Origin of the sequence: Microbacterium sp. NPDC078814, assembly GCF_040702645.1 — a bacterium.
Taxonomy (GTDB): domain Bacteria; phylum Actinomycetota; class Actinomycetes; order Actinomycetales; family Microbacteriaceae; genus Microbacterium.
Genome location: NZ_JBFBLT010000004.1, coordinates 96,506 through 109,872, shown reverse-complemented (window position 1 = coordinate 109,872; position 13,367 = coordinate 96,506). Strand labels below are relative to the sequence as shown.

Annotated in this window: 12 protein-coding genes; 11 read left to right on the top strand and 1 reads right to left on the bottom strand. The window is 70.1% G+C overall.

The genetic code is table 11. The features are described 5' to 3' along the window. The first annotated feature begins 72 nt into the window (after positions 1 to 72). The 3 genes from AB0300_RS09320 to AB0300_RS09310 are packed head-to-tail and all read left to right on the top strand — an operon-like array spanning position 73 to position 2,693. The gene (locus AB0300_RS09320; RefSeq protein ID WP_025103259.1) at positions 73 to 846 is read left to right on the top strand and encodes a CoA transferase subunit A; all 774 of its coding nucleotides are present in this window, start codon (positions 73 to 75) and stop codon (positions 844 to 846) included. 1 nt (position 847) lies between these two features. Continuing rightward, on the top strand, positions 848 to 1,516 hold the full coding sequence (locus tag AB0300_RS09315) for a CoA transferase subunit B (protein ID WP_025103260.1): 669 nt from the start codon (positions 848 to 850) through the stop codon (positions 1,514 to 1,516). Then, a complete protein-coding gene (locus AB0300_RS09310; RefSeq protein WP_025103261.1) occupies positions 1,509 to 2,693 on the top strand; it encodes an acetyl-CoA C-acetyltransferase in 1,185 nt (394 codons plus the stop codon). The genes AB0300_RS09315 and AB0300_RS09310 overlap by 8 nt, the downstream gene beginning before the upstream one ends. A 21-nt stretch (positions 2,694 to 2,714) precedes the next feature. Here AB0300_RS09310 and AB0300_RS09305 read toward each other — a convergent pair whose 3' ends face one another. Further along, positions 2,715 to 3,014 carry a hypothetical protein gene (locus tag AB0300_RS09305; RefSeq protein WP_025103262.1) on the bottom strand — a complete coding sequence of 100 codons (300 nt, stop codon included), beginning with the start codon at positions 3,012 to 3,014 and terminating at the stop codon, positions 2,715 to 2,717. 207 nt (positions 3,015 to 3,221) lie between these two features. Between AB0300_RS09305 and AB0300_RS09300 the strand changes: the two genes are divergently transcribed. From AB0300_RS09300 to AB0300_RS09265, 8 genes are all read left to right on the top strand, one after another. Then, positions 3,222 to 4,478, top strand: a complete 1,257-nt coding sequence (locus AB0300_RS09300; RefSeq protein ID WP_085607362.1) for an MFS transporter — start codon at positions 3,222 to 3,224, stop codon at positions 4,476 to 4,478. A 65-nt stretch (positions 4,479 to 4,543) separates the two neighbouring features. Continuing rightward, complete coding sequence (locus AB0300_RS09295; RefSeq protein ID WP_025103264.1) at positions 4,544 to 5,950, top strand: trehalose-6-phosphate synthase; 1,407 nt, start codon at positions 4,544 to 4,546, stop codon at positions 5,948 to 5,950. Positions 5,951 to 5,993: 43 nt separating this feature from the next. After that, positions 5,994 to 6,791 carry a trehalose-phosphatase gene (otsB, locus tag AB0300_RS09290; RefSeq protein WP_366215899.1) on the top strand — a complete coding sequence of 266 codons (798 nt, stop codon included), beginning with the start codon at positions 5,994 to 5,996 and terminating at the stop codon, positions 6,789 to 6,791. 9 nt (positions 6,792 to 6,800) lie between these two features. After that, entirely contained in the window at positions 6,801 to 8,519 is a 1,719-nt protein-coding gene (gene ilvD / locus AB0300_RS09285) for a dihydroxy-acid dehydratase (RefSeq protein WP_060920981.1), read from the top strand. Between the two features lie 70 nt (positions 8,520 to 8,589). Beyond that, positions 8,590 to 10,389 carry an acetolactate synthase large subunit gene (locus AB0300_RS09280; protein WP_025103267.1) on the top strand — a complete coding sequence of 600 codons (1,800 nt, stop codon included), beginning with the start codon at positions 8,590 to 8,592 and terminating at the stop codon, positions 10,387 to 10,389. A 3-nt stretch (positions 10,390 to 10,392) separates the two neighbouring features. After that, entirely contained in the window at positions 10,393 to 10,902 is a 510-nt protein-coding gene (gene ilvN / locus AB0300_RS09275; RefSeq protein ID WP_025103268.1) for an acetolactate synthase small subunit, read from the top strand. 59 nt (positions 10,903 to 10,961) lie between these two features. Beyond that, positions 10,962 to 11,990, top strand: coding sequence for a ketol-acid reductoisomerase (ilvC, locus tag AB0300_RS09270; RefSeq protein WP_025103269.1), 1,029 nt, complete (start codon positions 10,962 to 10,964; stop codon positions 11,988 to 11,990). Between the two features lie 102 nt (positions 11,991 to 12,092). After that, positions 12,093 to 13,358 (top strand): alpha-L-fucosidase, encoded by a 1,266-nt coding sequence (locus AB0300_RS09265; protein ID WP_025103270.1) that lies wholly within the window; start codon positions 12,093 to 12,095, stop codon positions 13,356 to 13,358. Positions 13,359 to 13,367 lie beyond the last annotated feature (9 nt).

Here is a 13,367-nt window from a genome sequence, read left to right as displayed (position 1 = left end):
TCGCAAGAGGGCGCTGGTCATGGCTCCGCCGGGGCGGGAGGCTGGTGGGGACACGGAACCGAAGGAGCAGACGTGATCGACAAGCAATGGGAGTCCGCGGCGGCCGCGGTCGCCGACATCCCGGACGGCGCCTCGCTCGCGGTCGGAGGCTTCGGGCTCTCCGGGAACCCGATCGCCCTCATCGAGGCGCTCCTCGCCCAGGGCACGACAGACCTGAGCGTCGTCAGCAACAACTGCGGGGTGGACGACTGGGGCCTCGGCATCCTGCTCGCCGCGCAGCGCATCCGGAAGATGACGTCGTCGTACGTGGGGGAGAACAAGGAGTTCGAGCGGCAGTTCCTGTCCGGGGAGCTCGAGCTGGAGCTGACCCCGCAGGGCACGCTCGCCGAGAAGCTGCGGGCGGGAGGATCCGGAATCGCGGCGTTCTTCACCCAGACGGGCGTCGGCACCCAGGTGGCCGAGGGCGGTCTGCCTCGCCGGTACCACGCCGATGGCTCGATCGCGGTGGCCTCGCCGCGCAAGGACGTACGCACGTTCACGGTGCACGGCGAACCGCGCGAGTTCGTGCTGGAGGAGGCGATCACCACCGACTTCGCCCTGGTCCATGCGGTCCGCGGCGACCGGCACGGCAACCTCGTGTTCCGGAAGGCGGCGCGGAACTTCAACCCGCTCGCTGCGATGGCCGGGCGCGTGTGCATCGCGCAGGTGGAGCGGCTCGTCGAACCGGGAGAGCTCGACCCGGACGCGATCCACCTGCCCGGCGTCTTCGTGCACCGGATCGTCGAAGTCGGCGAGGACATCCCCCAGCGCATCGAGCGACGGACCGTCGCCGCGGAAGGAGCCTGACATGGCGCTCACGAGAGACCAGATGGCCGCGCGTGCGGCGGCCGAGCTGCCGGACGGCGCGTATGTGAACCTCGGCATCGGCCTGCCCACGCTCGTGCCGAACCACGTCCCGTCCGACGTGACCGTGGTGCTGCAGTCGGAGAACGGCATCCTCGGGGTCGGGCCCTATCCGCGGGAGGACGAGGTCGACCCGGATCTCATCAACGCGGGGAAGGAGACGGTGACCACGCTGCCCGGGGCGGCGTTCTTCGACTCCGCCCTCAGCTTCGGCATGATCCGCGGCGGGAAGATCGATGCCGCGATCCTCGGGGCGATGCAGGTCTCCGCCACGGGAGATCTCGCGAACTGGATGATCCCCGGCAAGATGGTCAAGGGCCCAGGGGGTGCGATGGACCTCGTGCACGGCGCCGGACGGGTGATCGTGCTGATGGAGCACGTCGCCAAGGACGGCTCGGCGAAGATCGTCGACGCGTGCACGCTGCCGTTGACCGGACGCGGCGTCGTGGACCGGATCATCACGGACCTCGCGGTGATCGACGTGACGCCGGACGGGCTCGTCCTGGTCGAGCTCGCGCCCGACGTCTCGGTGGAGCAAGTGCGGCAGGCCACGGAGCCGCCTCTCCGCCTCGCCCCGGAACTGGACAACGGAAGGACCGAGATCAATGAGTGAGAACGATGTCGTCATCGTCGCCGCGGCGCGCACCCCGCAGGGGCGGCTGAAAGGACAGCTCGCCGCCTTCACCGCGCCGCAGCTCGGATCGTTCGCGATCCGCGGTGCGCTGGAGCAGGGCGGGGTGGACCCGGCAGACGTCGATGCGGTCATCGTGGGGCAGGTGCTCGCCGCGGGGTCGGGACAGAACGCCGCCCGTCAGGCCGCCATCGGCGCCGGGATCGGCTGGGACGTCCCCGCCCACTCCGTGAACAAGGTGTGCCTGTCCGGTCTCACGGCCGTGATCGACGCGGCGCGCATGATCCGGACCGGGGACGCCGAGGTCGTCGTCGCCGCTGGCATGGAGTCCATGACCCGCGCACCGCACCTGCTCATGGGATCGCGCGATGGCTGGACCTACGGCACCGTCGAGGTCCTCGACCACATGGCCTACGACGGGCTGACGGACGCCTACGACCGGGAGAGCATGGGCGCGTCCACTGAGCGGCACAACGCGCGCTACGAACTCACCCGGGAGGCCCAGGACCAGGTCGCCGCGCTCTCGCATCAGCGGGCCGCCGCCGCGCAGGAGAGCGGTGTGCTCGACGCGGAGATCGTCGCCGTCGAGGTGCCGCAGCGCCGGGGCGAACCCGTGCGGGTGACCCGAGACGAGGGGGTGCGCCCCGAGACCACGGTGGAGACCCTCGCGGGACTGCGCGCCGCCTTCGCCGAGGGCGGCTCGATCACGGCGGGCAACTCATCCCAGATCTCGGACGGCGCCTCCGCCGTCGTCGTCACGACTCGCGGGACGGCCGAGGCCAAGGGCTGGCCGGTGCTCGTGACCGTCGGGGCGAGCGGCCAGACCGCCGGCCCGGACAACTCGCTCCAGGCGCAGCCGGCGCGGGCGATCGAGCAGGCATGCCGGAAACAGGGCATCACGCCGCAGGACCTCGACCTCGTGGAGATCAACGAGGCGTTCGGGGCCGTCGTGGCCCGCTCGCAGACCGAGCTCGGGCTGGACGGGGAGATCGTCAACGTGCACGGCGGCGGCATCGCGATCGGTCATCCGATCGGTGCCTCCGGCAACCGCCTCGTGGTGCACGTCGCGCACGAGCTGGCCCGCCGGGGAGGCGGAACCGCGGCGGTCGGCCTGTGCGGCGGCGGCGGTCAGGGCGAGGCACTCATCCTCACCCGGTGACGCGGGAGGCGCGGGGGTGCGTCAGGACCGCTTGTCCTGGGCGTGCCCCTGCGCGTCGGCGAGGGCCTTCTGCGAACGGAACTGCAGACGCTGCGCCTTCTTGGACTTCTTCACCGACTGCGGGGAGTCCGCGTCCACCGGCACGCCGTGGCGCTCACGGCGCATGTCGACGACCGCGCCGACCGCGAGCGCCATGGTGATGCCCCAGCTCACCCACGACAGGAGCGAGCGCCAGGTGATGGGTTCGTTGCGGGTGCCGCGCAGCAGCGAGATCCCAGCCGAGATCGCGGCGACGAGTCCGGTGCTGAAGAGGTAGCGCATGCCCCTACGGTACCCGCAGGGAGCGCACGCGGGTCGGTGGCTTGACAAGGCGGGGGAGCGACTGGCAGGGCATGCGTCCTGAGGCACCGGATATCATGGGAGGGTCGCGGTTCGCCCGCGGCCGCAGAAACCGTGTATCTACCGGCCGTCGGCATCTCCGGCGGACAGCGGCGGCACCCGACATCGCGTCGTCGACGCGCGAGAGCCATGACACACGCCAGCACCACGCCCGATATCGCCGAGCCGAGCCTCTTCCGCCTCGCCGGCCTGCCCTACTTCCTCATCGCGTTCATCGCGCGTCTGCCCTTCGCCATGATGGTGGTCGGTGTGCTGACCGTCGTCGTGTCGGCGCGGGAATCCCTGTCGCTCGGCGGGCTCACGTCCGCTGCGGTCGGTCTCGGCACCGCCTGCTTCGGCCCGCTCCTGGGCGCCGCCGCCGACCGCTTCGGCCAGCGCACGGTCCTCCTCGCGCTCGCCGTGGGCAACGCGGCGATGCTCCTGCTCTTCACCGCGGTGGTCTACGGTCCGGCCGCCGACGGCTTCGTGCTTCTCACCGCGATCGGCATCGGTGCGACGGCTCCGCAGGTGGCGCCGCTCTCGCGCTCCCGTCTGGTCACGATCATCGGCGAGCGGATGCCGGCGGAGCGCCGCGCCCGCACCGTCTCCGGCACGATGGCGTACGAGTCGGCCGCCGACGAGACCGTCTTCGTGTTCGGTCCTTTCCTCGTGGGCGTCCTCGCCTCGGCACTCGCACCCTGGGCCCCGCTGGTCGGCGCCGCCGTGCTGACCCTGGTGTTCGTCGGGGCCTTCGCGCTGCACCCGAGCGGACGGCATGTCTCGCAGGACCGCACCGAGGACGGTCGGGCGCCCTCCGCCGTTTCCGAGCTGTTCCGGCCGCAGCTCCTCATCGTCGTCCTCGGCATCCTCGGCGTCGGCATCTTCTTCGGAACCATGCTCACCTCGCTCACGTCGTTCATGGCCGACCTCGGCGCCCCGGAGCAGGCGGGCCTGCTGTACGGCGTGATGGGCGTCGGCTCCGCGCTGCTGGCCCTGGGTGTCGCGTGGCTCCCCGCGCGGTTCTCGCTCCGGGCGCGATGGCTCGTCTTCTCCGGAGTCCTCCTCGCCGGCTCGCTGCTGCTCGGCATCGTCGACTCGCCGGCGGGGATGATGCTCGCCCTGGCCATCATGGGCATCGGCATCGGCCCGACCCTCGTCACCCAGTACAGCTTCGGAGCGGCGCGGAGCCCCCGTGGCCGATCGGCGACGGTGATGACGATGCTCGGCTCCGGCGTGATCGTCGGCCAGTCGATCGGCGCCGCGGTGGCGGGGGAGGTCGCGGAGAGTCTCGGCACGTCGGCCGCCCTCGTGCTTCCGATGATCGCGGCCGGCATCGCGTTCGCGGCGGGTCTCGCCAACTGGGCCCTCAGCGGTCTGCACCGCGGAACGTCCGCTGTCAAGGCCTGAGCGCGGACCAGCGGTCGGCGCTCATCCTCGGTAGGTTGGAAGCTCCTGGACCGAGGAGTGCCCCTGTGACCGCTGCTGATTTCGTCGTCGTCGCCAACCGCCTCCCGGTGGACCGGGTCGTGGGGCCCGACGGCGAGGAGACCTGGCGGACGTCGCCCGGCGGCCTCGTCGCCGCCCTCGAGCCGATGATGCGCCGCGTGCACGGCGCCTGGGTCGGCTGGCCCGGTCAGCCGGACGTGGAGCTCGAGGCCTTCGACGCCGACGGGATCCATCTCATCCCGGTGTCGCTGAGCTCCGAGGAGGTCGCGGACTACTACGAGGGCTTCGCCAACGACACGATCTGGCCGCTCTACCACGACGTCATCGCCCCGCCGCAGTACCACCGTGAGTGGTGGGAGGCGTATGTGCGGGTCAACCGCCGGTTCGCCGAGGCCGCCGCGGCCGCCGCCGCTGAGGACGGCACCGTCTGGGTCCACGACTACCAGCTCCAGCTGGTGCCCCAGATGGTCCGCGAGCTGCGCCCCGACGTCACGATCGGCTACTTCCACCACATCCCGTTCCCCGCGCACGGCCTCTACGCGCAGCTTCCGTGGCGCGACCAGGTCCTCCGCGGACTGCTCGGCGCCGACGTCATCGGCTTCCAGCGGGCGCAGGACGCGACCTACTTCCTCACCGCGGTGCGACGCCGGTTGCGCTACGAGGTGAAGGGGCCGAACATCACGGTCCCGGAGCAGGGCGGCTCGCGGACGGCGATCGCCAAGGCGTTCCCGATCTCCATCGACACCGCCCCGTACCTCGAACTCGCCGCGCGGGAGGACGTCCGGGCGCGGGCCGCGGAGATCCGCGCGAGCCTCGGCAACCCGAAGCGCATCCTCCTCGGCGTCGACCGCCTGGACTACACCAAGGGCATCGGGCACCGGATCAAGGCCTACGGCGAGCTCCTCGAAGACGGCCGCCTCGATGTGGAGGACGTCACGCTCATCCAGGTGGCGAGTCCGAGCCGGGAGAGGGTGGACGCCTATGCGCACCTCCGGGACGAGATCGAGCTCGCGGTGGCCCGCATCAACGGCGACCATGACACGGTCGGCCACTCCGCCATCCGCTACCTGCATCAGGGATACCCGCGCGAGGAGATGGTCGCCCTGTACCTCGCGGCGGACGTCATGCTCGTGACGGCGCTGCGCGACGGCATGAACCTCGTCGCGAAGGAGTACATCGCCACGCGGACGGACAACCGCGGCGTGCTGGTGCTCAGCGAGTTCACCGGCGCGGCGGACGAGCTCCGTCAGGCCGTGCGCGTCAACCCGCACGACATCGCCGGGCTCAAGGACGCGATCATGGAGGCCGTGGAGATGTCGCCCGCCGAGCAGGGACGCCGCATGCGGTCCCTGCGTCGACGTGTGCTGGACAACGACGTGAACGCCTGGTCGTCGTCCTTCCTCGAGGCCCTCGCGGACGTCCGCAGCCGCTGACCGCCCTTCCTGCACCCCCTTCTTCCTCTCGATCGGAGACACCGTGACGCGCCCCTGGATCCCCGGAACCGCCGACGCCGACCTCACCGCCCTCGCAACGACGCCGCGCCTGGTGGTCGCCCTCGACTTCGACGGCACCGCCTCCCCGCTCGTCGTGGACCCCATGGCCGCGCGGGCGCTTCCCGAGGTGGCCGCGCAGATGAATCGCCTCGCTGCCATGCCCGACACCGTGGTCGCCTACGTCTCGGGGCGCAGCATGCACGACCTCCGGGAGATCACCGAGCACACCGACGACTCCGTCGTGGTGCTCGCCGGCTCCCACGGCGCGCAGTACTGGTTCCCCGGCGAGGGGGCCGCCGACGCGCCGGGCGATGCGACCGAGACCGGGGCGCGGGAGGAGCTGTGGGCGGCCGCGCAGCCGATCATCGACCGCTACGAGGGGGCGGAGCTGGAGCCCAAGGCCTTCGGCATGGGCGTGCACACCCGCCGCGCGGACCGGGACACCGAGGAGAAGGTCTTCGCCGAGATCGACGCCCTCGTCGCCGAGCGCTTCCCGCACTGGCGGCGGCGCGCCGGTCACCGGGTCCTCGAGTTCTCGTCGCGGAACGAGGGCAAGGACGCAGCGATGATCGCCCTCCGGGAGCGCTTCGACGCGACGGGCATCCTCTTCGCCGGTGACGACGTGACCGACGAGGATGCGATGCGCGTGCTGCAGGAGGGCGACCTCGGCGTGCGCGTCGGGCCGGGGGAGAGCGCCGCGACCCTCCGTGTGGACTCCCCACAACAGATCGCCGCGCTTCTGGAGACGCTCGCGAACGAGAGGTCCGTCGCGCAGGAATAGACTCTCGTCATGTCCTCGCATGATCCCTCCGCCAGCGCGCCCATCGACATCAAGCCCCGCAGTCGCGTCGTCACCGACGGCATCGAGGCCACGACCTCCCGCGGCATGCTCCGCGCCGTCGGCATGGGGGATGCCGACTGGGACAAGCCGCAGATCGGCATCGCGTCCAGCTGGAACGAGATCACGCCCTGCAACCTGAGCCTCGACCGGCTCGCGCAGGGCGCGAAGGAGGGCGTGCACTCCGGCGGCGGGTACCCGCTGCAGTTCGGCACGATCTCCGTCTCGGACGGCATCTCGATGGGCCATGAGGGGATGCACTTCTCGCTCGTGTCCCGCGAGGTCATCGCCGACTCGGTCGAGACCGTGATGATGGCCGAGCGCCTCGACGGCTCCGTCCTCCTCGCCGGCTGCGACAAGTCCATCCCCGGCATGCTCATGGCCAGCGCGCGCCTCGACCTGTCGAGCGTCTTCCTCTACGCCGGGTCGATCGCACCGGGCTGGGTCAAGCTCTCCGACGGCACCGAGAAGGACGTCACGATCATCGACTCGTTCGAGGCGGTCGGCGCCTGCCGTGCCGGCCTCATGAGCGAGGAGGACCTCAAGCGCATCGAGTGCGCCATCGCTCCTGGTGAGGGCGCGTGTGGCGGCATGTACACGGCCAACACCATGGCCTCCGTCGCCGAGGCGCTCGGGCTCAGCCTCCCGGGCTCCGCCGCGCCGCCCGCGGCCGACCGTCGTCGCGACTACTTCGCGCACCGGTCGGGCGAGGCGGTCGTGAACCTGCTCCGCCAGGGGATCACGACGCGCGACATCCTCACCAAGGAGGCGTTCGAGAACGCGATCGCCCTCGCGATGGCCCTCGGCGGCTCGACCAACGTCGTCCTCCACCTCCTCGCGATCGCCCGCGAGGCGGAGGTCGAGCTGAGCCTGCACGACTTCAACCGCATCGGCGACAAGGTCCCGCACGTGGCCGACATGAAGCCGTTCGGCAAGTACGTCATGAACGACGTCGACCGGCACGGCGGCATCCCCGTGATCATGAAGGCGATGCTCGATGAAGGGCTGCTGCACGGCGACGCGCTCACGGTCACCGGCAAGACGCTCGCCGAGAACCTCGCCGAGCTCGACCCGCAGCCGATCGACGGCGAGGTCATCCACACGTTCGACAACCCCATCCACGCCACCGGCGGACTCACGATCCTGCACGGATCGCTCGCGCCGGAGGGTGCCGTCGTCAAGACCGCCGGCTTCGACGCGGCCGTCTTCGAAGGTCCCGCGCGGGTCTTCGAGCGGGAGCGCGCCGCCATGGACGCGGTCGCCGAGGGCAGCATCGAGCCGGGGACGGTCATCGTCATCCGGTACGAGGGCCCCAAGGGCGGACCGGGCATGCGCGAGATGCTCGCCATCACCGCGGCCATCAAGGGCGCGGGGCTCGGAAAAGATGTACTACTCTTGACGGACGGACGATTCTCAGGCGGCACAACCGGCCTGTGCATCGGCCACATAGCACCCGAAGCGGTGGACGCAGGTCCTATCGCCTTCGTGCGCGATGGTGATCTGATACGGGTCGATATCGCAGCTCGCTCTCTCGATCTACTCGTCGACGAGGCAGAGCTCGCCTCCCGCCGCTCTGGCTGGGAGCCGCTTCCCCCGCGCTACACCCGAGGCGTTCTTGCCAAGTACTCGCGCCTCGTGCGGTCCGCCGCCGAGGGCGCGACGACCGGCTGATCCATCGACCGGCTCAGCAACCGCTCGATCGGAGCGCCGGTGTCCCGCACAGTTCATCAGAAGGAAAGTCATGACTGCTGACTCCGTCTCGGCCGTGCCGAGGCCGCCCGCCCGCCCATCCGCTCCGGAGATCACCGGTGCGGAGGCCGTCGTCCGCTCGCTCGAGCTGCTCGGCGTCACGGACGTCTTCGGCCTTCCCGGCGGCGCGATCCTCCCGGTCTACGACCCGCTCATGGACGCCTCGCAGCTCCGCCACATCCTCGTGCGGCACGAGCAGGGCGCGGGCCACGCGGCCGAGGGCTACGCGTCCGCATCCGGCAAGGTCGGCGTGTGCATCGCCACCTCCGGTCCGGGAGCGACCAACCTCGTCACGGCGATCGCCGACGCCTACATGGACTCGGTGCCGCTGCTGGCGATCACCGGTCAGGTGTTCTCGACGCTGATGGGGACGGATGCGTTCCAGGAGGCCGACATCGTGGGGATCACGATGCCGATCACGAAGCACTCGTTCCTGGTGAAGGACGCCGCGGACATCCCCGGCGCCATCGCCGCGGCCTACGAGATCGCCGGCACCGGGCGCCCCGGTCCGGTGCTCGTGGACATCACCAAGGATGCGCAGCAGGCGACGGCACCGTTCGTGTGGCCGCCGAAGATCGACCTCCCCGGGTACCGACCGGTGACCAAGGCGCACGGCAAGCAGATCCAGGCGGCCGCCGCCCTCCTCGCGGAGGCGAAGAAGCCGGTGCTGTACGTGGGCGGAGGCGTCGTCCGCGGCCGGGCCGCGGCCGAGCTGCTCGAGCTCGCCGAGTCGACCGGCGCGCCCGTCGTGACGACGCTGATGGCGCGCGGCGCGTTCCCGGACTCGCACCCGCAGCACCTGGGCATGCCCGGCATGCACGGCACCGTTCCCGCCGTGCTCGCGCTGCAGGAGGCCGACCTCCTCGTCTCGCTCGGCGCCCGGTTCGACGATCGCGTCACCGGCAAGGCCGCGCTGTTCGCGCCGCACGCGAAGGTCGTGCACGTCGACATCGATCCGGCGGAGATCTCCAAGATCCGCACGGCCGACGTGCCGATCGTGGGCGACGTGCGCGACGTGCTCACCGACCTCGACGCCGCCTTCCGCGGAGCGACGGCCGACGCGAAGCCCGACATCGAGGAGTGGTGGTCGTACCTCGACGGGCTCCGGAACGAGTTCCCGCTCGGGTACGCGCCGACGACCGACGGTCTGCTCGCCCCGCAGTACGTGATCCAGCGCATCGGCGAGCTCACCGGTCCGGAGGGCATCTTCGCCTCCGGTGTGGGGCAGCACCAGATGTGGGCCGCGCAGTTCATCAAGTACGAGCGTCCGAACGCCTGGCTGAACTCCGGCGGAGCGGGCACGATGGGCTACTCGGTGCCGGCGGCCATGGGCGCCAAGGTCGCGGAGCCGGAGCGCCAGGTCTGGGCGATCGACGGCGACGGCTGCTTCCAGATGACCAATCAGGAGCTCGCCACCTGTGCGATCAACAACATCCCGATCAAGGTCGCGATCATCAACAACTCGTCGCTGGGCATGGTCCGGCAGTGGCAGACGCTCTTCTACGACGGCCGTCATTCCAACACCGACCTGAACACCGGGCACGGCACGATCCGCATCCCCGACTTCGTGAAGCTCGCGGAGGCGTACGGCTGCCTCGCGATCCGCGTGGAGAAGGAGGAGGAGGTCGACGCCGCCATCCAGCTCGCGCTGGAGACGAACGACCGCCCGGTGGTGATCGACTTCGTCGTGAGTGCCGACTCCATGGTGTGGCCGATGGTGCCGCAGGGGGTCAGCAACAGCTATGTCCAGTACGCGCGCGACCACGCGCCCGCGTTCGACGAGGAGGACTGAGCCATGTCGACCCACGTCCTGAGCCTGCTGGTGGAGAACACCCCCGGCCTCCTGACCCGCGTCGCCGGCCTGTTCGCGCGCCGGGGCTTCAACATCGACTCCCTCGCCGTCGGCGTGACCGAGGTGCCGGGGATCTCCCGCATCACGGTCGTCGTCGACGTGGAGGAGCTGCCGCTCGAGCAGGTGACCAAGCAGCTCAACAAGCTGATCAACGTCATCAAGATCGTCGAGCTGGACCCGGCGTCGTCCGTGCAGCGCGAGCACATGCTCGTGAAGGTGCGCACGGACAACGCCAGCCGTTCGAACGTGATCGAGGTCGTCAACCTCTTCCGCGCCTCGGTCGTCGACTACGCCGCCGACGCCCTCGTGATCGAGGTCACCGGAGACAAGGGCAAGGTCGAGGCGCTGCTGCGCGCTCTGGAGCCCTTCGGCATCAAGGAGATCGCCCAGTCCGGCCTCCTCGCGATCGGCCGCGGCGGCAAGAGCATCACCGAGCGCGTCCTGCGCGGCTGACCCTTCGACAGACTCAGGGACCGCGCGTCCCGCACAACCACAACCAAGGAGAGAAACCAGTGAGCACCGAGATCTTCTACGACGACGACGCCGACCTGTCCCTGATCCAGGGCAAGAAGGTCGCCATCGTCGGCTACGGCTCGCAGGGCCACGCCCACGCCCAGAACCTGCGCGACTCGGGTGTCGAGGTCGCGATCGCCCTCAAGGAGGGCTCGAAGTCCGCCGCGAAGGCCGAGGAGGCCGGCTTCCCCGTGAAGACCGTCGCCGAGGCGACCGAGTGGGCCGACGTCATCATGATCCTCGCGCCGGACCAGCACCAGCGCACGATCTACAGCGAGTCGATCGCCCCGAACCTGACGGCGGGCAAGACCCTGGCGTTCGCGCACGGCTTCAACATCCGCTTCGGCTACATCGACGCTCCCGAGGGTGTCGACGTGATCCTCGTCGCGCCGAAGGCTCCCGGCCACACCGTGCGCCGCGAGTTCGTCGCCGGCCGCGGCATCCCGGACATCATCGCCGTCGAGCGCGACGCGTCCGGCCAGGCCTGGGACCTCGCGCTCTCGTACGCGAAGGCGATCGGCGGCACCCGCGCCGGCGTCATCAAGACGACCTTCACCGAGGAGACCGAGACCGACCTCTTCGGCGAGCAGGCCGTGCTCTGCGGTGGCATGAGCCACCTGGTGCAGGCCGGCTTCGAGACCCTCGTCGAGGCGGGCTACCAGCCGCAGATCGCCTACTTCGAGGTGCTGCACGAGCTCAAGCTCATCGTCGACCTCATGTGGGAGGGCGGCATCGCCAAGCAGCGCTGGTCGATCTCCGACACCGCCGAGTTCGGCGACTACGTGTCCGGCCCGCGCGTGATCGACGAGCGCGTCAAGGAGAGCATGAAGGGCGTCCTGTCCGACATCCAGTCCGGTGCGTTCGCGAAGCGCTTCATCGAGGACCAGGACAACGGGGCCGAGGAGTTCCTCGCCCTCCGCGCCAAGGAGGAGCAGCACCCCATCGAGGCGACCGGCAAGGAGCTGCGTTCGCTCTTCGCCTGGAAGCAGCAGGACGAGGACTACGTCGACGGCAGCGCCGCGCGCTGATTCGACTCGCGAACGAACGGGCGTCCCTCCGGGGGCGCCCGTTCGGCGTTCGGTACGGCATTCAGCGGCGCAGACATCGGATGTCTGTGCCAGGATGGACGCATGCGACAGGAATGGTTTGATGACGCCCGCTTCGGCATGTTCGTCCACTTCGGCCTCTACAGCGGGGCCGCGCGGCACGAGTGGGTGCAGAACTACGAACGCCTCACCGACGAGGAGTACCGCCCCTACTTCGACAACTTCGACCCCGACCTCTTCGATGCCGCGGCCCTGGCGAAGACCGCCAAGGAGACGGGGATGGGCTACGTCGTGCTCACGACGAAGCACCACGACGGCTTCTGCCTCTGGGACTCGAAGCTGACCGACTTCACCTCCGTCACGGCGGTCGGACGGGACCTGGTGCGCGAGTACGTCGACGCTCTCCGTGCCGAGGGCATCCGTGTCGGCCTCTACCACTCGGTCATCGACTGGCATCACCCCGATTTCACGGTGGACTGGAACCACCCCCGACGTGACGACGAGAACGCGCACGCCCTGAACGAGGGGCGCGACATGGCCCGCTACCGGGAGTACCTGCACGGTCAGGTCCGCGAGCTGCTCACCGAGTACGGCGACATCGACTACCTGTTCTTCGACTTCACCTACCCGGAGTCCAAGGACGGCTGGGAGGGCAAGGGGCCGCAGGACTGGGACGCCGAGGCGCTGCTCGCGCTGTGCCGTGAGCTGCAGCCGGAGATGCTCGTCAACGACCGGCTCGGCATCCCCGCGGACTTCGTGACGCCCGAGCAGTACCAGCCGACGGCTCCGATCGTCCGCGACGGGTTGCCCCTCGTATGGGAGGCGTGCCAGACGCTCAACGGCTCCTGGGGCTATCACCGGGACAACACCGACCAGAAGTCGCCGGTGCTGCTCGTGCAGATGCTCGTCGACTCGGTGTCGATGGGCGGCAACATGCTGCTCAACATCGGTCCGGACGGGCGCGGGGCGATCGCGCCCCGGGACGCGGCGACCCTCGCCGAGATCGGGGAGTGGATGCGGCTCCACGACCGCGCCGTGATCGGGGCCGGCCACGCGCCGTTCACGCCGCCCCGAGAGGGCGTGTACACGCTCCGCGGCGACCGGCTCTACCTGAGCCTGTTCAGCTGGCCGCTGGGCTTCGTGCATCTGCCCGGTCTTGCGGGCAAGGTCTCGTATGCGCGCCTGCTGAACGACGGGTCCTGGCTGCGCACGAGCGTCAGCGACCCGGACCAGCAGGCCGACCTGATGACGCCGGCGGGCGAGGCCGAGGGGACGCTCACGGTGCACCTCCCGGTACGCCGTCCCGACGTGCTGATGCCGGTCATCGAGCTGCGGCTGACGGGGGAGTGAGGCCGTCGG

Coding starts and splice junctions, on each gene's coding strand:
- AB0300_RS09315 (WP_025103260.1), top strand. CDS start 848: ATGGCGCTCACGAGAGACCAGATGGCCGCGCGTGCGGCGGCCGAGCTG.
- AB0300_RS09310 (WP_025103261.1), top strand. CDS start 1,509: ATGAGTGAGAACGATGTCGTCATCGTCGCCGCGGCGCGCACCCCGCAG.
- AB0300_RS09305 (WP_025103262.1), bottom strand. CDS start 3,014: ATGCGCTACCTCTTCAGCACCGGACTCGTCGCCGCGATCTCGGCTGGG.
- AB0300_RS09300 (WP_085607362.1), top strand. CDS start 3,222: ATGACACACGCCAGCACCACGCCCGATATCGCCGAGCCGAGCCTCTTC.
- ilvD (WP_060920981.1), top strand. CDS start 6,801: ATGTCCTCGCATGATCCCTCCGCCAGCGCGCCCATCGACATCAAGCCC.
- AB0300_RS09280 (WP_025103267.1), top strand. CDS start 8,590: ATGACTGCTGACTCCGTCTCGGCCGTGCCGAGGCCGCCCGCCCGCCCA.
- ilvN (WP_025103268.1), top strand. CDS start 10,393: ATGTCGACCCACGTCCTGAGCCTGCTGGTGGAGAACACCCCCGGCCTC.
- AB0300_RS09265 (WP_025103270.1), top strand. CDS start 12,093: ATGCGACAGGAATGGTTTGATGACGCCCGCTTCGGCATGTTCGTCCAC.